Here is a 20,138-nt window from a genome sequence, read left to right as displayed (position 1 = left end):
TCTCCTTGTCTTCGCAACTTAAAGCTTCACCGACGAGAGACTATTAAGCACGTCACCGAGGCGGTCTACTGCCTCAACGATATCCTCTTCTTTGATGACAAGCGGGGGTGTAAGGCGAATTACCGATTCTGACGGCGCATTTAGAATCAGGCCGCGCTTCAGACCCGCGGATACGGCCGCCTTAGCAATGGGCTCCTTCAGCACCACTCCGAGCATAAGGCCACGACCACGCACCTCAGCGACCTGCGGGAGTTGGCTAACCTTGTCCGCAAGCAAAGCCCCCTTAGCGCTGACGTTTTCAATAAACGCCCCATCCACGGTGTCGAGGACGGCATTAGCCGCCGCGGTCGCCACCGGGTTGCCACCAAAGGTGGTGCCGTGGCTACCCGGGGTGAACAGTCCAGCGGCCTTGCCTCGGGCAATGCACGCCCCAATCGGCAGTCCTCCGCCTAACCCCTTGGCCATGGTTATAACGTCAGGCAGAACGTCTTCCGCCTGATATCCAAAGAATTTTCCGGTGCGTCCCACTCCGGTTTGCACCTCGTCGGCAATGAAAAGCAGGTCGTGCTCATCGCATAGGTCACGAACCGCCTTGAGGAAACCGTGGGGCGCTGGAATCACACCGGTCTCACCCTGGATTGGTTCGAGGATAATAGCCGCGGTGTCCCCGGGGTTTTGCTCGACCAATTCCCTCAGGTAGGAGGTATCGCCGTACGGATAAAACTCAACCCCTGTAGGTAGCGGTTCAAAGGCCTTGCGTTTAGAAGGCTGGCCCGTCAAGGCCAATGATCCCATGGTCCTGCCGTGAAAACCGTGGTGGGCAGCGAGCACCCTATGCTTTCCGGTCAAGCGTGCAAGCTTGAAGGCCGCCTCGTTAGCCTCCGCGCCCGAATTGCAGAAGAACACCCTCGCGGACTCATCGCCTACGCGGGCCCTCAATTTGACCGCAGCGTCCACGACGGGTTGAGAGCCGAATAGATTGGAAACGTGGCCCAACCTTTGAATCTGTTCGGTCACAGCCTCTACTATCGCCGGGTGAGCGGTGCCCAAAGAGTTGACCGCAATGCCGGCGAGCATATCGATGTACTCATTGCCCTCCTCGTCTGTTAGCCGGGCTCCCTGGCCCGAAACCAGCGCTACGGGTGGAGTGCCGTACGTGTTGAGGATTGCCTCGTCCCACTTCTGAATAATGTTCATTGCTCTTCGTCCTTCCTAAAGACGGTCCCCTCGGGATAATTGGCCTGGTCGTAGTCATCGGGCAGCACCATCGTGCCGATGCCCCCCATGGTCAACAGCTCGAGGATCACTGAATGGGCAATCCGGCCATCGATGATGTGTGCGGCGTTCACGCCGCCTCGGACAGCGGATAACGCGGATTCCATTTTTGGAATCATCCCCGAGTCCAGGCTTGGCATCACCGCTTCAAGCTCGTTAGGGACAATCTTGGAGACCAATGAGTCCTTGTTTGGCCAGTTTGTGTAGAGGCCCTCGACATTGGTGAGCATTACTAATCGCTCCGCGCCGATTGCCTCGGCAAGTGCCCCGGCGGCGGTATCCGCATTGATGTTGTAGACCTCGCCGTTGCTGCCCGGCGCAATGGTGGAGACTACCGGAATGCGGCCAGCCTCGATGATGTCCATGACCGCTTCAGGATTAACGTTTGTGATATTTCCGACTAAGCCAATATCCGTTGGTTTCCCATCGAGCTCCACGTATCGCTTGGTGGCGGTAAACAGCCCGGCATCTTCACCCGAAGTACCTACGGCATAGGGGCCATGGGAGTTAATCAAGTTGACCAGCCCGCGGCCCACTTGCCCAAAAAGCACCATGCGTACAACGTCCATGACCTCGGGCGTAGTGACGCGGAAGCCTCCCTTGAACTCGCCCTCGATCCCCAGCCTGGAGAGCATCTCGTTGATCTGCGGTCCGCCGCCATGAACCACGACGGGTTTGCAGCCAACGGTTCGCAAAAACACCATGTCGGCCGCGAAGGCTTCCTTGAGTTTCTCATCGACCATGGCGTTGCCGCCGTACTTGACCACCACAATTTTGTCACGGTAGTGCTTCAGCCAGGGCAAGGCCTCGGCAAGCACGGTGGCTCGATCATGGTTTGTGATATCACCAAGATTGAAGGTCATATTCTCTAAGCTCCTTACGGGGAAACTGGAGTCGCGGCACTCTAGAAGAATCTAGCTGCTGTAGGCGGAGTTGATTTCTACGTAGGCATGGGACAAATCGGTGGTGCGCACCATAGCCGTGCCTGGGCCTCCGGTACCAAGGTCAATGAGGACGTCAATGTCTGCGCCCGATAGGTCCACATCGCGGGCCCCCTGCGCCCCGGTGGAATCGACGCACACCGCCTGGCCGTTGAATTGCACGGCAATCTTTTCGGGATCCATTGCAGCATCGGCCATGCCCACGGCCGCTAGCACGCGACCCCAGTTGGGATCAGAGCCAAACATCGCGCACTTGAACAGATTGTCGCGACCCACGGTACGTGCCGCATTGAGGGCATCTTCGTCGCTGTCCGTGCCCTTGACGGTGATGGTGACTCTTTTAGTCACACCCTCTGCGTCAGCCTGCATCTGATTGGCAATATCCGTGCAGATCTCAAGGACAGCTGCGTTGAGTTCGTCCTGGGATGGTTCTACGCCGGATGCGCCCGACGCCATCACGATGACGGTGTCATTGGTCGATGTCGAACCATCGATGTCCAAGGTATTAAAGGTTACGTTCGACGCGGCAACCAGCGCCTTATAAAGGGCATCATGGCTAGCAATGGCATCAGTCGTAATGCACACCAGCATCGTCGCCAGCGACGGCGCCATCATGCCAACGCCCTTGCCCATTCCACCCACGGTAAAGCCGTTGCCGGTAGCTACCGATTCCTTAGCGACGGTATCGGTGGTCATGATCGCCTCAGCCGCGGCCTGGCCATTATCGCCCAAGCCCTGAGCCAACTGATCGATGCCGGCCAGCACGTTGTCCATCGGCAGCAATTCGCCGATCAGGCCAGTGGAACACACTCCAAAATCGTTTGTCTGAAGGCCCAGCAATTGTGCTGCCTTTGACACCGCCTGTTCAACGTCCGCATCGCCTTGCTGGCCGTTGCAGGCATTCGCATTGCCCGAGTTATACAGCACGGCCTTCAATTGGCCGTCCGCGGAGCTATCCCGCGTGAACTTCACTGGAGACGCAACCACACGGTTTCGCGTAAACACTGCTGCCGCATCGAAACGTGGACCTTCGTTGACGACAAGAGCCATGTCAGGCTTGCCCGAAGGCTTAATTCCGGCGGTGGTTGCCGCAGCAGTAAAGCCTTGCGGGGCGGTTACTCCGGTGGTGCTCATTGTGGAGATTCTCCTTGGGTCGTGGGAATATGTCGTGTGAATCAAAAAATACTTATGGTGCCAGTCCGACCTGCGGCAAGCCCATGGACTCATCGATGCCAAGAGTGATGTTCATGCATTGAACTGCGGCGCCAGCGGTGCCTTTGGTGAGGTTGTCCAGCGCTGCCGTCATGATCAGCTTGCCGGCGCGTTCATCGACGTGAACCTGAATATGGACCATGTTCGAACCGGTCACGTTGTGGGTTTCCGGCTGCTGACCAACAGGCAGCACGTGGCAGAACTTTTCATCGGCATAGAAGTCTTGATAAACCTGCGTAGCTTGTGCTTGGTCGACGCCTGCTTTGAGTGGCGCGGTAATCGTTGCCAGAATGCCGCGGGACAGCGGCGCCAACACGGGAGTGAACGAAACCGATACCTGTTCATCGGTTACTTCTGACAGGTTTTGAATAATCTCTGGCGTGTGGCGATGGCGTCCGCCAGGGTTATAGGCACGCACGTTGCCCATGGTTTCAGCGCCCAACAGCGCGACCGAGGCTTTCTTACCCGCTCCCGATACTCCCGTGACGGCGATAGCCGTCAAGTCTGGTTCGATGAGGCCCGCTGCTACTGCTGGCAGTGCACCCAACGTAATAGTGGTTGGGAAACAACCTGGTACCGCAACCCGGTTGGACTTGGCCAATTCCTGGCGGTGGCCAGGCAGCTCTGGAATGCCGTATGGCCAAGTGCCGGCATGCTCTGTGCCGTAGAAATCCTGCCAGTCCTCGGCGTTCTTTAAGCGGAAATCAGCCGCACAGTCAATGACCGTGGTGTTGTCCCCTAAAGCTTTACCAATTTCTGCTGAAAGGCCGTGAGGCAGGCCCAAGAAGACAATGTCATGGCCAGCCAGGACTTCTGGCGTGGTGTCTTCGATGACGCGATCAGCTAACGGGGTCACATGAGACATGAGCTCCCCTACCTTTTGGCCGGTATTGGAATGGCCGGTCAACGCGCCGATTTTCAGTTCACCCGAAAGGTAGAGCGGGTGCGACAGAAGAAGGCGCAAAATTTCGCCACCGGCGTACCCGGTGGCACCTGCGATAGCTACACTGATAGTCATGCAGGAATAGTAACAAATATGCATCCGGATGTAAATTATGCATTAATCCGGCGTGGCGCAACCCCGTTCGCGGGCTCTGACTCAGAACAGTCGCGACGACAATTTACCTAAACCCGCGGCAGTATCCACCGCATCTGGGCCTGCATAGCCGTGGTATCCACGAAGGCTAAAGAAATGAAATCCCTGGCTCGCGGTTGGCAAAATCCAGATATCCCCCTTCTGGAAAAGTTGCCACGCGACCCGCACCGGGTGGGATTGTGCAACCAAACCCTGATTCCAGCAGCTGGCGAAGGAACGGCCGTTCTCCAGGCTAAATGATGGGACCAGCTCCTGTGGCGGGCTGCATTCAGGCATCACCTTTACCGCTTCAGGTGACACGCAGCGGATGTAGTGCTTCCCATCTACCGTCAGGTGATCGCACTTGACTGTTCCTGCGGCGTTTGACCAGCCAGTGATTGGCCCGTACTCCTGCGCTTGCGCCGTTGCAGCGCCGCCAAGGCCAACTGTAATGGCCGCCGTGGTTGCGATGATTATCTTCTTGACATCAAACACTTCATGCACCTCACATTCTGAATTGCTATGACTGAATGGCAATTGCCTTCACTTTGATTATCGAAACTATTGTGAGCCGTGTTACGCCGCGGGATGCGGACATAACAAATGGGAGCGCCGACCTTTTGCAGTCAACGCCCCCATGATGAAGTGTTTAGCTAGTGCTTAAGCGCGCATCTCCGCGCCCAGCTTAGCCTTGGCCAGTTTGGCCGCTGCCAAACGATGTTCATTGACCTCATCGTCGGTCAGAGTACGATCGCCGGCACGGAAGACCAGCTTAAAGGCTAGGGACTTCTTGCCCTCACCCAGCTGCTCACCGCGGAAGATGTCGAATAGTTCGACGCTTTCGAGCAGGTCGCCTGCGGCTTCCTCAACAACCTGGCGCACGGCTTCGGCAGGCGTGGACTCGTCCACCACCAGTGCAATGTCTTGGTGGAGCGCCGGGAAGGCGGACAAAACGGGCGCTGGGAACGCCTCGTCCAAGGGCAGATCCGTGACGCACAGTTCCATCGCGCAGGTGCGAGCAGGCAGATTAAGCGCCTCGAGGATCTGAGGATGAAGCTCACCCGCATAACCCACCACTGTCTCGCCTACCTTGATAGCCGCGCAGCGGCCCGGGTGCCAAGGAAGGTTCTCAGCGCTTTCAACTGTTACATCAACGCCGGAAGCCCGGGCTACCAATCGCGCTGACTCGATTGCGTCCGCGTAGGTATAAGCGCGGCCATCGCCCCATGGTCCAGCGTGCTCAATGGCGCCGGTAGCGACCGTAGCCACGTGGAGCGGCTGGTACGGCAGCGACGCAACCAGCTCATCTACGACGGACTGCTCAGGGCGGGTCTCAACCGAAGGCATCGGGGATGCATCAGACCTCTTGAAGGACACCTGCTGGAGTCCGTACAGAGCGAGGTCAGTGCGGCCGCGGGCGACATTGCGCCCCAGAGCCACCAGCATGTCAGGCAACAGGGTTGAGGCAAGGATGGCCTTATCCGCCTCGAGAGGGTTTTGCACCTCAACCGTCTTCCGGCGCTCGTCGGCCTCATCGAGGCCCCACACGTCAAAAGTATCGTTGGCGATGAACGGGCTCGGAAGCACCTCGGCGTAGCCGGCGTATGCCAGTCCATGACCAATTGCTCGGCGACGCTTCTGTGCAGGGGTCAGGCCGCGGCCGCCCTTAGGGGTTGGCAAAATGGTAGGTATGTCCTCAAGGCCCTCGAGGCGCAAGACTTCTTCAACCAGATCCACGTCCATTGAAATATCGGTGCGCCAGGTCGCGGGGGTGACAACGAGTTCATCGCCCTTTTCCTCCAACGCACAACCTACCTCGCGGAGGCGGTTCAATACCGTCTCTCGCGGGTAATCCACACCGGCGTACGTTGAAGGCATCGATGCCGGCATTTCAATCGCGTCAACGGCCGGTACCTCGCCCTTGATGGTCCGTCCCGGTTCGATGGTGCCGCCAGCAATCTCAACGAGAAGCGCACATGCGTAATCCAGCGCCACCTCGACCACGGCTGGATCCACGCCTCGCTCGAATCGGCGGGATGCCTCAGAGGAGAGCTTATGGCGGCGGGAGGTTCGGGCAACGGTGATCGGGTCCCAGGTTGCCGCCTCGAAGTAGACGTCGGTGGTGGAATCGCTGATCTCAGTGGTGGTTCCGCCCATGACGCCAGCCAAAGACTGGATGCCATTGTCATCGCAGATGACCACGTCTTCTCCGTTGAGCTCACGATTCACGTGATCCAAGGTTTCGAATTTCTCCCCGGCCTCAGCATTGCGGACAACCAAGTTGCCGGACACGAGGTTTGCGTCGAAAGCGTGCATCGGCTGCCCCAGCAGCAGCATGACGTAGTTGGTCACATCGGTGGCCGCGTTCACCGGGCGCTGACCGGACAGCATCAACTCGCGCTGCAGCCAGAAGGGGCTAGCGGCTTCTGGATCAATGCCGGTGACCTTGCGCAGGCCAAAGCGCATTACCTTGGTTTCTTCACGCAAATCAACATCTATTAATTCACCGGATGGTGCGGGCACGCGGGAGACATCGATGCCAGACACGGACGTATCCTCGGCTAGATCCACGTACTCCAGGTTGAAGGCGGACGCCAACTCGCGGGTCAATCCGCGGGCGGAGAGCGCGTAACCGCGATCAGGTGTGATGTTTACGTCAAAGACCGTGTCCTCTAGGCCGATGAACGGTCGCGCGTCCTTACCCACGTGGTCGGCGAAGGACTCATCAAGGGTGATGATGCCCTCAGACTTATCGGCAATGCCAAGCTCAGCTGCGGAACACATCATTCCGTTGGAGATGTGGTCATACGTCTCGCGTGCGGCGATCTTGAATCCACCAGGAAGTTCCGCGCCAGGTAGCGAAACCACCACATAATCGTGCAATTTGAAATTGCGCGCGCCGCAAATAATGCCCTGCAGTTCGCCGGTGCCATTGGCGTCACCAACGTTTACCTGGCAGTAGCGGATAGGCTTTTTAAACTGGGTCAGTTCTTCAATCTCAGCCACCTGTCCGATGACCAGCGGGCCCTTCACCTCCGGAAGAGACTCATACCCCTCCGTCTCGAAGCCAACACGCACGTAACCCGCATCGAGTTCCTCAGGCGAGACGCTCCAGCCGGGATTGTTCTTCTCTAGCAGGCGGGTTACCCAATTCTGGGAAATAAGCATCGTATCTAAATCTCTCTTCCTAAATCTCCGGGTAACTTATGCCTGGATTCCGAACGGCAGGGTGAAACGAACATCGCCCTCGACCATGTCCCGCATGTCGGTGAGACCGTTGCGGAACTGGAGGGTGCGCTCAAGTCCCATGCCAAATGCGAATCCCGTGTATTCCTTAGGATCGATGCCCGCAGCTCGAAGAACGTTGGGATTCACCATGCCGCAGCCGCCCCACTCGATCCAGCCGGCGCCGCCCTTCTTGTTGGGGAACCACACGTCCACCTCTGCGGAGGGCTCCGTAAACGGGAAGTAGTTGGTGCGCATGCGGGTTTTGGTTTCTGGCCCAAACAAGGTCTTTGCAAGGTGATCCAGGGTGCCGCGCAAATGTGCCATCGTGAGCCCCTTATCTACCGCCAACCCTTCGACCTGGTGGAAGACCGGGGTGTGGGTTGCATCGAGCTCATCGGTGCGGAATACGCGGCCTGGGCAGGCGATGTAAAGCGGTACATCGCGCTCGAGCATGGAACGCATCTGGACTGGGGAGGTGTGAGTGCGCAAAACCTGCTTGGAACCCTCAACGGAGACGTGGAAGGTATCCTGCAGAGTACGCGCGGGATGATCCGGCTTGAAATTCAAGGCGTCGAAGTTGAAGTATTCCGCCTCTACCTCGGGACCATCGGCAATTTCCCAGCCCATGCCCACGAAAATATCGGCGATGCGCTCAGACAGCGCGGTGATCGGGTGCAACGCACCGGTCTGAGTGCGGGTGGTAGGGACGGTGACGTCTACCGTCTCTGCGGCCAGCTGTGCCTCACGCGCCTGCTGCTCAAGGACTTCCTTGACCTGCGCAAAGCGCTTCTCTACCTTTCCGCGCGCCATGTTAACGTTGCGTCCCGCTTCCTTGCGCTGATCCTTAGGAATCTTTCCTAGGGACATGCGGGCCTGCGGGATATAACCCTGGTCACCCAGGTGCTCACGCCGAGCAGCTGCGAGTTCCTCAAGGTTGGACGCGGCATCGAAGGCGCCAATCGCCTCATCGGCGGCGGCGCTCAACGCTTCTTCGGTCAATTCGATCTGAGGGGTATCTGACACGTGCCTAAAGTACCTTCTACTTGCGCGAAAACTAACGCCGGTAATCATACCCCTTGCAAGGGCAGTTTCACGCACCGACTCCCCCGCTCCCACTGGGTGGGACGCAGCACGCGCGGGCCGCTCTAGCGCCGATATAAAGCTTTGGCGGATTCGTAGAGGCAGATGCTCGCCGCGGTAGCCAGATTCAAAGATTCAGCCCGGCCAAGGATAGGTATCCGAACCCGCACGTCCGCCTCTCCGAGGAGTTCCTCACCAAGGCCGTGCGCCTCATTTCCAAACAGCCACGCAGTCGGCTGGGTGAGATCTACCTCCGCGAGATCAGCTTCCCCATCCGCCGCGGTGGCGAACACCTGCAGCTTGGCCGCACGCAACTGCCCCAGCACGTCCTTAATATTGGGCTCGCGAGCCACGGGCACGTGAAACAATGAGCCCGCCGAGGCCCGGGCCACTTTGCAGCCCAGGGGATCCACGGTCTCCCCGGCGAAAATAACGCCATCCGCGCCCATGGCATCGGAGGTTCTGATCAGGGTCCCGGCGTTACCCGGCTCGGAGGTGAGAACGGGGACAGAAACTAAGCGTGGCTTACTCGCCAAAATCTTGCCGGCTTTCCACAGCACCGGTTCGCACACGGCGAAGATCCCGGTCGTAGTCTGTGTATCGGATAGATGCCGCGCGGCCTTCTCCGTGATGGGGTGAACGTAGACGTCCATGTAGCCGGCCGCGGTGACGATGTCTGCGAAACGCTCCGCCGCCCTTTCGGTGACGAATAGGTCGCGAGCGGCTCCGGTGGACACGGCCGCGTCTACCGCATTCTCGCCCTCGATGATAAACGCCTGCGCCTTCTTGCGCGCGGAGGAACGGTGAAGCTTAGCTGCGTTAACTATTCGTGGAGTGCGTTCCGTGAAGGGCTGCTCGAAATCTAGGTGCATGGGGTTTATCCTACCGGCTGAGACCGCCAACCCCATATCGGATCCAGAGCATGCTAAAGGCCCTGCACCCCAGTAGTATCGGGTGCAGGGCCTCAGAAACAGCTTAGTTATAAGCCTGATTAAGCAGCCTTAGGAGCATTGACGTCCTCTGGCAGTGCGGCCTTAGCGGCCTCACACAGAGCGGAGAATGCCTCGAAGTCATTGACAGCCAGCTCCGCGAGGATCTTGCGGTCTACCTCAATCTCAGCCAGGCGGAGTCCGTGGATGAGACGGTTGTAGGTGATGTCATTCATGCGGGCTGCAGCGTTGATGCGCTGGATCCAGAGCTTGCGGAACTCAGACTTGCGTGCGCGGCGATCGCGGTACGCGTAAGTCATGGAGTGCAGCCACTGCTCCTTAGCCTTGCGGTAGAGGCGGGAGCGCTGGCCGCGGTAACCCTTAGCGGACTTCAGAATCGCGCGGCGCTTCTTCTTTGCATTAACCGAACGCTTTACTCGTGCCACGGTAATACTTCCTTAAATCTAGTTGTAGGTATGTGGGTTGAATTCGGCGCTAATTAGGAGCGGCCGAGCAGACGCTTAACGCGCTTGGTGTCTGCAGGAGCGACAGCCTCGGTGCCCTTCAGACGACGGGTGCGGCGGGAAGGCTTGCCCTCCAGCAGGTGGCGGCGGCCAGCCTGCTCACGGCGCAGCTTGCCGGAACCGGTCACCTTGATACGCTTTGCGGTGCCCTTGTGGGTCTTCTGCTTCATGAGAATAAAGTCCTTTAATCCTACAGTGGAGTGTGGTCTACTTCTTGCCCTTGCGGGATGGTCCCAACACCATGGTCATGTTGCGGCCATCCTGCTTAGGACGGGATTCAACTACGCCGTACTCTGCAACGTCTTCTGCGAGACGCTCCAAGAGGCGGAAGCCGAGTTCTGGACGTGACTGCTCACGACCACGGAACATGATGGTCACCTTGACCTTGGAACCCTTTTCCAGGAAGCGCACCACGTTGCCCTTCTTGGTCTCATAATCATGATCATCGATCTTAGGGCGGAACTTCTGTTCCTTGACCACGGTCTGCTGCTGGTTCTTGCGGGATTCGCGAGCTTTCTGGGCCTGTTCATATTTGAACTTGCCGTAATCCATGATCTTGGCTACGGGCGGCTTGGCGTTTGGTGCCACCTCTACTAGGTCGAGGTCCGCCTCGTAAGCGAGCTTACGAGCGTCATCAATGCGAACAATGCCGACCTGTTCGCCACCGGGGCCAACAAGACGAACTTCTGGTACACGGATGCGCTCATTGATGCGAGCTTCAGCGCTGATGTGAGTCTCCTAAGTCGAAGGGAAAATGGTGTGCCTACCGAGCTCACAAACGAAAAGCCCGGTTACCCTTTTGGGTAGCCGGGAGCTCTCTAAAAAGTTATCAGCACATAAATTGGATGCCGATTACCTTTTACCCGTATCCTGTTGAGATAGTTCTCAACGGCTTGGGGTGGGAGAAACTCCGCTTGTAACCCGCGTCCCCTGGAAAGGCGCAACGGGCGGTAGTAAGAAACAGACTAACACCTAACACCCCATGTTCAAAATCGTGACACTTTTGCCCTATGCCTGCCCACTTAACGCGCTAGCGGCCGCATGCGTTTCCACAGCGCGTAAAGCGGGCGGCGGTCACGCTTAAACCAGTACCTCTTTAAGGAATTGACCGGTGTATGAGCCGTCCACCTTGGCAACATCCTCCGGCGTGCCCTGCGCAACTACGGTGCCGCCCCCAGAGCCCCCCTCGGGTCCCATGTCCACAATCCAGTCTGCAGCCTTAATCACGTCAAGGTTGTGCTCGATAATGATGACGGAGTTGCCCTTATCGGCCAGCCCCTGAATCACCAGCATGAGTTTGCGGATGTCCTCAAAGTGAAGCCCGGTGGTGGGCTCATCGAGGATGTATACCGTTCGCCCGTTGGAGCGCTTCTGCAATTCGGAGGCAAGCTTGACTCGCTGTGCCTCACCGCCCGAAAGCGTGGTTGCGGATTGCCCTAGGCGCACGTAGCCCAAGCCCACCTCGACGAGCGTGTTGAGGTAACGGTGGATGGAGGTAATGGGCTCGAAAAACGTGGCGGCCTCGGAGATGGGCATATCTAGAACTTCCGCAATGTTTTTGCCCTTGTAGAGAACCTCGAGGGTTTCGCGGTTGTAGCGGGCGCCATTACATACCTCGCACGGAACATAAACGTCCGGAAGGAAATTCATTTCGATCTTCAACGTGCCATCACCCTGACACGCCTCACACCGGCCGCCCTTGACGTTGAAGGAGAATCGGCCCGGCTTGTAACCGCGTACTTTAGCTTCCTGCGTCTCCGCGAAAAGAGTACGGATCTTGTCAAAAACACCCGTATACGTCGCCGGGTTGGAACGCGGCGTGCGTCCGATTGGGCTTTGGTCTACCTGCACGAGCTTGTCTAAATGTTCCACGCCCTCGACACGCGTCGCGCGACCTGGAACCTGGCGGGCCTTATTGAGCTTATTGGCCAGGGTCTTGGCCAGAATCTGATTGACCACGGTTGACTTACCGGAGCCGGACACGCCGGTGACACAGGTGATTACGCCCAGCGGAAGTTCCACGTCCACGCCCTTGAGGTTATTTTCACGGGCGCCTACAACCTTCAGCGTGCGCTCCGGGTCTATAGCTCGGCGCTGTTCGGGCACGCCCAGGACCTTGGCGCCTGAGAGATACTGCCCGGTCAGGGATTCCTCACACTCGATGATCCCCTCGGGCGCGCCCTGGTAAACCACGTTGCCGCCAAATTCGCCGGCGCGTGGCCCGATATCAACCAACCAATCGGCCTCGCGAATCGTGTCCTCATCGTGCTCGACCACAATCAGGGTGTTACCGATATCGCGCAGGCGCTTCAAGGTGGCAATGAGGCGTTGGTTATCACGTTGGTGCAATCCAATGGACGGTTCATCGAGAACGTAGAGAACCCCCGCCAAACCGGAGCCGATTTGGGTTGCGAGCCGGATACGCTGCGCCTCACCGCCGGATAGGGTCGAAGCCCCGCGATTTAGCGTGAGATAGGTAAGCCCCACGTCGATCAGGAAGCGCAAGCGGGCTTGAATTTCCTTTAACACCGCTCCCGCGATGATCTCCTCACGCTTACCCAAGATAAGGGAGTTTAAGAAACCGGATGCATCCTCAATGGACAGTTCGGTCAGACCCGCGATGGACTTTTCGCCAAACTCCCCCGACTCGAGGCGCACGGCCAAGATTTCCGGCTTGAGGCGGCTGCCCTTGCATGTGGGGCACGCTACCTCGCGGGTGTATTGCATCATGCGGTCCTTGGCCCACTCAGAATCCGTGGTCTCGATCTTCCGCTGAATAAAGCCCACGGCGCCCTCGAAGGGCGCGGACCAGGAACGCTGACGGCCGTAACGGTTCTTGTAACGGACGTTGACCACTTCATCCGAACCGTGAATCAACGCGTCCTGCTGCTCCTTGGTCAGCGAGGACAGGGGCGCCTTAGGATCAAAGCCCATGGTCTTGCCTAGGGCCTCGACCAACTTTACGAAGTAACGGCTGTTGGGAGAGCTAGCCCAGGGCTGAACGGCCTCGACCGCCGGGGCATCCCAATCCGGGATGAGCAGGTCTTCGTCGATTTCCAACTTGGTCCCCAGGCCATCGCAGGCCGGGCAAGCGCCGAATGGCGAGTTGAAGGAAAAGGCCCGGGGTTCGTATTCCTCTACGCTCAAATGGTGCCCATTGGGGCACGCCGCCTTCTCGGAATAGGTATGGGTCAGCTCTTCATTGTCGACGAAATCGATGGTGACGAGGCCGTCGGCCAAGCGGAGGGCGGTCTCAACGGAATCGGTCAGGCGTTGCTTGGCGGACGCCTTAACCTGCAGGCGGTCAACCACTACGTCAATGTCATGCTTGACCTGCTTCTTAAGCTTAGGGACGTCAGACAAAGAGTAGACCTCCCCGTCGACCCGAACGCGGGAATAGCCCTGTGCGGACAGATCAGCGAATAAATCGACGAATTCCCCCTTGCGCTTGCGCACGACGGGAGCCAGCACCTGGAACTTCAAGCGTTCCTCAAGGCCTAGAATCGTATCTACAATCTGTTGCGGCGTTTGACGGGAAATGACCGCATCGCACGTTGGGCAGTGTGGCGTTCCGGCCCGGGAGAACAACAGGCGCAGATAGTCGTAAATCTCCGTGATCGTGCCCACGGTGGATCGCGGGTTATGGTTCGTGGATTTCTGGTCGATGGACACCGCAGGCGATAGACCGTCTATGAAATCAACGTCCGGCTTATCCATTTGTCCTAGGAACATTCGCGCATAAGAGCTCAAGGATTCAACGTACCGCCGCTGCCCTTCTGCGAAGATGGTGTCAAAGGCAAGGGATGATTTGCCGGAACCCGAAAGGCCAGTAAAAACCACCATTTTATCGCGCGGCAGGTCGATATCCACGCCCCTGAGATTGTGCTCGCGTGCGCCGCGGACCACCAAACGGTCTGCCATAGTGATAACTTCCCTTCCGGAAATAGTTGATTAAAGCTTAAGAAGATTTCTGCCCAACGAACGAGGATACCCGTAGGGTAGACACCATGACTAACACACTTTCACTGCACCATATTTCCGTTTCCGATATGGACAACAATGTTTACCTGCTTGCATCCGGCGGCGAGGGTCTACTGATCGATGCCGCCGATGACGCGCCGGCGATCCTCAAACTCGCCGAGGACGCGGGCGTACGCATCACGGCAGTGCTTACCACCCACCGGCATTGGGATCACGTGCGAGCGCTTGAGGAAGTTTTGGAGTCAACCGGCGCCACGCACTACGTCCCGTTCCTCGACGCGCCGGCCATCCCAGCCCCCGCCGACGTGGAGCTCGATCACGGCGACACCATCGAGTGGAACGGTCACACCTTCCCCGTAGTGATTCTGCGCGGCCACACCCCAGGCGGCGCCGCCCTAGTGGCACAGGTCGATGGAACTACCAACCTTTTCGTTGGGGATTCCCTCTTCCCTGGCGGAGTGGGTAAAACCAACTCCGAGGGTGACTTTGTTCGCCTCTATAAGGATGTAACGGAACGCGTTTTTGATATCTACCCCGATGAGGCCGTGGTCCGTCCAGGGCACGGTGAATCCACCACCCTAGGAGAAGAACGCCCTAAGCTCGGCGAATGGTGGGACCGCCGCTGGTAGCGGGGGTTAAACGGGCACCCGCGTCTTTTTCTTTGGCTTTTAATTTCCGTCTATCAGTCACTATTTTTCAATCCCGCGTACACTGGTACAGCGACAAACAGTACTCATAACCAAGGAGCACGATTTTTATGATCCGCAAGATTGCCCGCCCAATGCTGGCTTCCGTATTCATCTACGATGGTGTGGATACCTTCCGCAATACCTCTGAGCATGTTTCGGGCACTGAGACCGTGCTCACCCGCCTGCGCAAGGTCCTCCCAGCGCAGTACGCTTCTTTCGTGCCTAAAGACCCAGAGACGGTTACCCAGGGCCTGGCCGCCGCTAAGGTTGGCGCCGGTTCCCTGCTGGCCCTAGGCAAGGCACCTCGCACCTCTGCTGCGGTTCTGGCTGCTACTACCATTCCAACTATGGTTGGCCGCGACGCGTTCTGGGAGGCCAACGATGAGGCCACCAAGTCCCAGAAGCGTTCCAGCTTCCTGACTTCTACCGCTTTGCTGGGTGGCCTGTTCATCACCACCCAGGACACCGCCGGCAAGCCTTCCCTGCTGTGGCGAACCCAGCACGCGGGCAAGGTTGCAAACAAGAAGATCCAGAAGGCCCTTCCAACCAAGTCCGAGTCCCAGAAGATGTACGAAGAGGCCGCCGATCGTGCCACCGAATTTGGCGGCAAGGCTAGCGACTGGTTCGCCGAGAACACCGAAAAGGCCAAGGCTTACGTCGAGGACAATAAGGGTGACTGGGAAAAGGCTGGCGCCGGTGTGCTAGCCGCCGCTACCACTGCCGCCGCCACCGCCACCGACAAGGCTAAGTCCTTCGTCGATGACAACAAGGATGACTGGCAGGGTGCAGGCAAGGATCTGCTGGATTCCGCCAAGTCCTACGCGGATCAGGCCAGGAAGGCCACCGGTGACGCCGTGAAGAATGCTGAGAATTCCGCGTGGTTGAAGGCGGCTGAAAAGAATTCCAAGGTTGCACGCAAGAACGTAGTCAAAAAGGCCGCCAAGGCGCGCAAGGCTGCGGATAAGAAGCTCGCAAAGATTGACACCAAGAGCACTAAGCGCTCCATCAAAAAGGCCACTAAGCGTGCAGACAAGGCTCAGGCGCAGGCCGACAAGCGCCTAGCTAAGGCCATCAAGAAGGTTGGCAAGCAGATTAACTAATACTTTTCTGCAAACGCCCGCGGGCGTGCACAAAGGCAAAATTCAACGGTCCGGCTAGTATGCTGGACCGTTGATTCGTTTTCCCGTTAGCCTTTTTTCAAGGAGTTGTGCCCACATCGTGGATGACCAGCAGCTGAGCAATGAGATTGCGCTGGAACAACAGTATGTCGACGGCCTTTTCGACCGCCTGGATGCAGAGGTTGAGCGCTCCAATGAACGCCTGAACCAGGTCATGGCAGATGTCGATCCAGCCAATCCGGACCCGGACGCATTGGTGCGGCGCGAAACGGAATACCATGGCCTGCAATCCAAGCTTGACAAGCTTAATCTTGCACAATTGGGCCTAGTATTCGGCCGCATTGATATTGACGCGGCGGGAGATAACCCAACTAAGGACGGTCTAGACCGCAGGTACATCGGCCGAATGGGGCTCGATGATCGCGATGATGACTACCGGACGCTCCTGCTGGACTGGCGCGCACCCATGGCCCGCCCGTTCTATTTGGCCACCACGGCGCAGCCAGAGGGGGTTACCCTACGCCGACATATCAGGACCAAAGGCCGCACCGTCACGGGCATTAACGATGAAGTTCTGGACGGTAGCGGGGGCGGCGCCGAGCAGATAACCTCCGTCGCTAGTGAATCCGCTCTCTACGAGGCGCTGCAGGCCGCGCGCACCGGGCACATGGCCTCTATCGTGCAAACCATCCAGCGCGAGCAGGATGAAATCATTCGTGATGAAACCCGCGGCGTGATGGTAGTCGAGGGAGGCCCGGGCACCGGCAAGACCGCCGTGGCCCTGCACCGCGTGGCTTACCTTCTCTACACCCACCGTGAGCGGCTGGCTACCTCCGGCGTATTGATTATTGGGCCAAACAGCACTTTCCTTGAGTACATCTCCCGGGTACTGCCGGAGCTCGGCGAAACGGGCGTGGTCCTATCCACCATCGGCAGCCTCTTCCCCGGCGTGGAAGGCACCACGAAGGAAGACCTGTTGGTGCGCGAAGTTAAGGGCTCCGAAGCCATGGTCGAGATTCTGCGTGAAGCGGTCAAGGCCTATCAAACGCTACCCAAGGAGCCCCACCGCATCGAGGTGGAGGGGCTGCAGTTGGACGTCACCCCGGAGATGGTCAAGAAGGCGCGCACGAGGGCCCGTCGCTCCCGCCGCCCGCACAATGAGGCGCGGAGCATCTTCGCGGAACAGCTCATCGAGACCCTCGCGCATCAGATGGCGGACCGCATCGGCGCCGATCCTCTTGGTGGGCAGAACTTGTTATCGCGCGCGGACATCGACCAGTTGCATGACGACTTGGCCGAATCTGCGCCGGTAATAAATCTGATCGACGAGTATTTCCCCGAGCTACATCCGCTCCAAATCCTCAGCGATTTGCTCAGCAGCCGCGACCGAATCGCCGTAGCGGCCAAAGGCTACGATGATGAAACTTTGGCCGCGCTGTACCGCGAGGACGGTGACGCCTGGGCTCCGTCCGACGCCGCCCTGCTGGACGAGCTCGCCGTTCTCGTCAGCCTCCCAGATCCAGAGACCCTCCGCGAAAAGGAAGAAGCCGAGTGGAAGGCCCAGGTCGCCGAAGCTGAGGATGCGCTGGACATTCTGGCCTCCTCGGATAGCACGGACAATGACGATGACATGTTCGATGCGGAGATCCTCTCCGCGCATGACGTCATCGACGCCGAGACCCTCGCCCGCCGCCAGCAGGTACGCTCAAACCTGACCACCGCCGAGCGAGCCCAAGCCGACCACCAATGGGCCTATGGTCACGTGATCATCGATGAAGCGCAGGAGCTAACCCCCATGGAATGGCGCATGGTGTTTCGCCGCTCGCCATCCCGTTGGATGACCATTGTTGGGGATACCGCCCAGACCGGCTCGCCAGCCGGGGTGGATAGTTGGGAGGACTGCCTTGAGCCATTCGTGGGACAGCGCTTCCGCCACCACACTTTGACCGTCAATTACCGCACGCCAGAACCCATCACAGCCCTCGCCAACGAGGTGCTGCACCAGATCAACCCTCTCGCTACACCGTCAACTGCGGTGCGTCCTGGCCAGGAAGTAACCTTTACCTCTCTAAAAAGCGCCGAAGCCGAGCATGTAACCCCCGGAAGCTGGACTGATGACCACGGTCGTTTGCATGCGGTGATCGATTCCACCAACGTCCACGAAATCAAGGGCCTGGAGTTTGACCACGTCACCGTGGTCGATCCTCAGCGTATTGTTGATGCCTCGCCCCAAGGCCTCCAGGACCTGTACGTCGCGATTACCCGCGCCACACAAACCCTTGAGATAGTGGGCGAATTCCCGCGCAAGCTTCCGGGTAAACCTCACCAAGCTAGTTTCGGCGGAGTTCAGTAAGCTTGAATCTATGGCAATTGCAGATATCGCACGCAAAGTTGAAAAGACCATTAACACCGTGGGCGTCAAGCGCTCCTCTCAAAAGGGTTGGGTTCCGGCTGTAAAGGGATACGCGGGATACGGAACCTCCAAGCGCGCACACGTGTTGGGCCGCGTGCTCATGGAAAAACCAGAGAGCGAAGATCGCGAAGACAACTGGGCGCAGCGCGGTTACCGCCAGTTCTTCACCATCCAGGTGGGCGGACTCGAGGTAAAGGCCACCGTAGGAGACGCCACGGTTACCGGGCACACCAACGACAATGGCTACGTTGACCTCCTGGTCCACGACCATGGGCTGGAGCCGGGCTGGCATGAAGTCACTATCTACGCGGAGGGCGCAGAGCCCGCTACCGCGGAGGTACTCATCGTCGATGATGAGGCTCGCATCGGCCTTATCAGCGATATTGATGACACCACGATGGTCACTTGGCTGCCGCGCGCCTTGATCGCGGCTTATAACTCTTGGTTCAAGCGCACCGATAAGCGCAAGCCGGTCGAGGGTATGGCTGATTTCTACAAGGAACTGCTTGCCGAACACCCAAACGCGCCAACGTTCTATCTCTCCACCGGCGCATGGAATACCTATGACACGCTGACCGCTTTCATGGAGAAGCACGGCTTTCCCAAGGCGCCGATGCTGTTAACCGACTGGGGCCCAACCCAGACTAAGCTCTTCCGCTCCGGCGCTGAGCACAAGAAGGTCCAGTTAAGAAATCTTATTATCGATTTCCCGGAAATTCAGTGGGTACTGGTTGGCGATGACGGTCAACACGATCCAACCACCTACTCGGATTTGGTCTATGAGCATCCAAACCGTGTAGCCGGCGTAGCTATCCGTAACCTGTCAGCCCAGGAGCATCTCTTGGCTCACGGTACCGCTACCCCGCTATCGGAAACTGACTCCGGCGCCCGGACTGAAGTGCCCATGATTCAAGGCGAAGACGGCCACAAGCTGTTGAAGGCCTACCGTGAGAAGCCCTTCGAGCGCGTTGAAGAGGATAAGCGCACCTCACACGACTTTAACTGCGGCGATTAGACCTACACGCCTGCGCCGCAGGTTCAAGCCGAGGCATGAGTAAAGGGCGGATAAGCTTTGAAAAAGCTTATCCGCCCTTTACTTTCTGCCAGCTGGGAGGGCCCTTGTTGGCAAATTAGTTTACGGTGTGAACGATCATCACATCGCACTCGGACTGGCGGGCCACATCGGCGGGAACGGATCCGAGCAGGCGGCCGGTGAGGGAATTGATGCCACGGTTACCAACGATGAGCAGGTCAGCGTTGTTGGCGTTGACGATTGCCATCAGCGCCTGAACGGGGGTGCCGGGGCTTACGGCGGTCTCAATCTTCGTCGCGCCGAAGGATTCCGCGTGAGCCTTGCCAGCCTCGAGGTTTGCCTGCGCCTTCTTATCGCCAAGGATCGTCACAGAGTCCTGGCGCAGGGTCTTGGTAGCCTCTTCCTCGGACTCGTAGTAAGCACAACCGATGATGAGGGTTGCGTCAAACGCCGCTGCAATCTTGGCAGCGCGCTCCACCGCAAGCATGGAGGACTTGGAACCGTCAGTACCCACTACGATCTTGTTGTAATCGCTCATCATGACCTTTCCTGGGGGCTTTTAGCCCCCTAAAGAATTAATACCGCTTATCAGTCTAACAATCTAACGCCGCGAACGTTCAGTTACACCGCCCGTTGCCTC

Annotated in this window: 17 protein-coding genes; 4 read left to right on the top strand and 13 right to left on the bottom strand. The window is 58.2% G+C overall.

Annotated elements, in window-relative coordinates:
* Positions 1 to 18: 18 nt before the first annotated feature.
* The 12 genes from CENDO_RS05370 to uvrA form a co-directional block, all read right to left on the bottom strand.
* The gene (locus tag CENDO_RS05370; protein ID WP_136141118.1) at positions 19 to 1,197 is read right to left on the bottom strand and encodes an acetylornithine transaminase; all 1,179 of its coding nucleotides are present in this window, start codon (positions 1,195 to 1,197) and stop codon (positions 19 to 21) included.
* A complete protein-coding gene (argB, locus tag CENDO_RS05365; RefSeq protein WP_136141117.1) occupies positions 1,194 to 2,138 on the bottom strand; it encodes an acetylglutamate kinase in 945 nt (314 codons plus the stop codon). The genes CENDO_RS05370 and argB overlap by 4 nt, the downstream gene beginning before the upstream one ends.
* A gap of 51 nt (positions 2,139 to 2,189) precedes the next feature.
* Positions 2,190 to 3,350, bottom strand: coding sequence for a bifunctional glutamate N-acetyltransferase/amino-acid acetyltransferase ArgJ (gene argJ, locus CENDO_RS05360; RefSeq protein WP_136141116.1), 1,161 nt, complete (start codon positions 3,348 to 3,350; stop codon positions 2,190 to 2,192).
* A 52-nt stretch (positions 3,351 to 3,402) separates the two neighbouring features.
* Positions 3,403 to 4,446: an N-acetyl-gamma-glutamyl-phosphate reductase gene (gene argC, locus CENDO_RS05355; protein ID WP_136141115.1), complete on the bottom strand. Its 1,044-nt coding sequence runs from the start codon at positions 4,444 to 4,446 to the stop codon at positions 3,403 to 3,405.
* Positions 4,447 to 4,527: 81 nt separating this feature from the next.
* On the bottom strand, positions 4,528 to 4,998 hold the full coding sequence (locus tag CENDO_RS05350) for a hypothetical protein (RefSeq protein ID WP_136141114.1): 471 nt from the start codon (positions 4,996 to 4,998) through the stop codon (positions 4,528 to 4,530).
* A 165-nt stretch (positions 4,999 to 5,163) separates the two neighbouring features.
* Positions 5,164 to 7,671, bottom strand: a complete 2,508-nt coding sequence (gene pheT / locus CENDO_RS05345) for a phenylalanine--tRNA ligase subunit beta (protein WP_136141113.1) — start codon at positions 7,669 to 7,671, stop codon at positions 5,164 to 5,166.
* Between the two features lie 36 nt (positions 7,672 to 7,707).
* A complete protein-coding gene (gene pheS, locus CENDO_RS05340) occupies positions 7,708 to 8,802 on the bottom strand; it encodes a phenylalanine--tRNA ligase subunit alpha (RefSeq protein WP_210726576.1) in 1,095 nt (364 codons plus the stop codon).
* 74 nt (positions 8,803 to 8,876) lie between these two features.
* Positions 8,877 to 9,683, bottom strand: a complete 807-nt coding sequence (locus tag CENDO_RS05335; RefSeq protein ID WP_136141111.1) for a TrmH family RNA methyltransferase — start codon at positions 9,681 to 9,683, stop codon at positions 8,877 to 8,879.
* 119 nt (positions 9,684 to 9,802) lie between these two features.
* Positions 9,803 to 10,186: a 50S ribosomal protein L20 gene (gene rplT, locus CENDO_RS05330; RefSeq protein WP_005323264.1), complete on the bottom strand. Its 384-nt coding sequence runs from the start codon at positions 10,184 to 10,186 to the stop codon at positions 9,803 to 9,805.
* 53 nt (positions 10,187 to 10,239) lie between these two features.
* Positions 10,240 to 10,434, bottom strand: a complete 195-nt coding sequence (rpmI, locus tag CENDO_RS05325) for a 50S ribosomal protein L35 (RefSeq protein ID WP_136141110.1) — start codon at positions 10,432 to 10,434, stop codon at positions 10,240 to 10,242.
* 37 nt (positions 10,435 to 10,471) lie between these two features.
* On the bottom strand, positions 10,472 to 10,993 hold the full coding sequence (infC, locus tag CENDO_RS05320) for a translation initiation factor IF-3 (RefSeq protein ID WP_136141109.1): 522 nt from the start codon (positions 10,991 to 10,993) through the stop codon (positions 10,472 to 10,474).
* Between the two features lie 351 nt (positions 10,994 to 11,344).
* Positions 11,345 to 14,185: an excinuclease ABC subunit UvrA gene (gene uvrA / locus CENDO_RS05315; RefSeq protein ID WP_136141108.1), complete on the bottom strand. Its 2,841-nt coding sequence runs from the start codon at positions 14,183 to 14,185 to the stop codon at positions 11,345 to 11,347.
* A gap of 86 nt (positions 14,186 to 14,271) precedes the next feature.
* Here uvrA and CENDO_RS05310 point away from each other — a divergent pair, with 86 nt between their 5' ends.
* From CENDO_RS05310 to CENDO_RS05295, 4 genes are all read left to right on the top strand, one after another.
* Positions 14,272 to 14,874, top strand: a complete 603-nt coding sequence (locus CENDO_RS05310) for an MBL fold metallo-hydrolase (RefSeq protein ID WP_136141107.1) — start codon at positions 14,272 to 14,274, stop codon at positions 14,872 to 14,874.
* Between the two features lie 128 nt (positions 14,875 to 15,002).
* Positions 15,003 to 16,034, top strand: coding sequence for a DoxX family protein (locus CENDO_RS05305; RefSeq protein WP_136141106.1), 1,032 nt, complete (start codon positions 15,003 to 15,005; stop codon positions 16,032 to 16,034).
* Positions 16,035 to 16,152: 118 nt separating this feature from the next.
* Positions 16,153 to 18,405: a HelD family protein gene (locus CENDO_RS05300; RefSeq protein ID WP_487249633.1), complete on the top strand. Its 2,253-nt coding sequence runs from the start codon at positions 16,153 to 16,155 to the stop codon at positions 18,403 to 18,405.
* A 10-nt stretch (positions 18,406 to 18,415) separates the two neighbouring features.
* Positions 18,416 to 19,480 (top strand): App1 family protein phosphatidate phosphatase, encoded by a 1,065-nt coding sequence (locus tag CENDO_RS05295; RefSeq protein ID WP_136141105.1) that lies wholly within the window; start codon positions 18,416 to 18,418, stop codon positions 19,478 to 19,480.
* Positions 19,481 to 19,595: 115 nt separating this feature from the next.
* On the opposite strand, the gene CENDO_RS05290 is transcribed toward CENDO_RS05295, so the two are convergent.
* A complete protein-coding gene (locus tag CENDO_RS05290; RefSeq protein ID WP_136142157.1) occupies positions 19,596 to 20,036 on the bottom strand; it encodes a universal stress protein in 441 nt (146 codons plus the stop codon).
* Positions 20,037 to 20,138 lie beyond the last annotated feature (102 nt).

Origin of the sequence: Corynebacterium endometrii (assembly GCF_004795735.1) — a bacterium.
Classification (GTDB): Bacteria; Actinomycetota; Actinomycetes; order Mycobacteriales; family Mycobacteriaceae; genus Corynebacterium; species Corynebacterium endometrii.
Note: the sequence above shows the minus strand (reverse complement) of the source record. Positions and strands in the feature narration are given on the sequence as shown.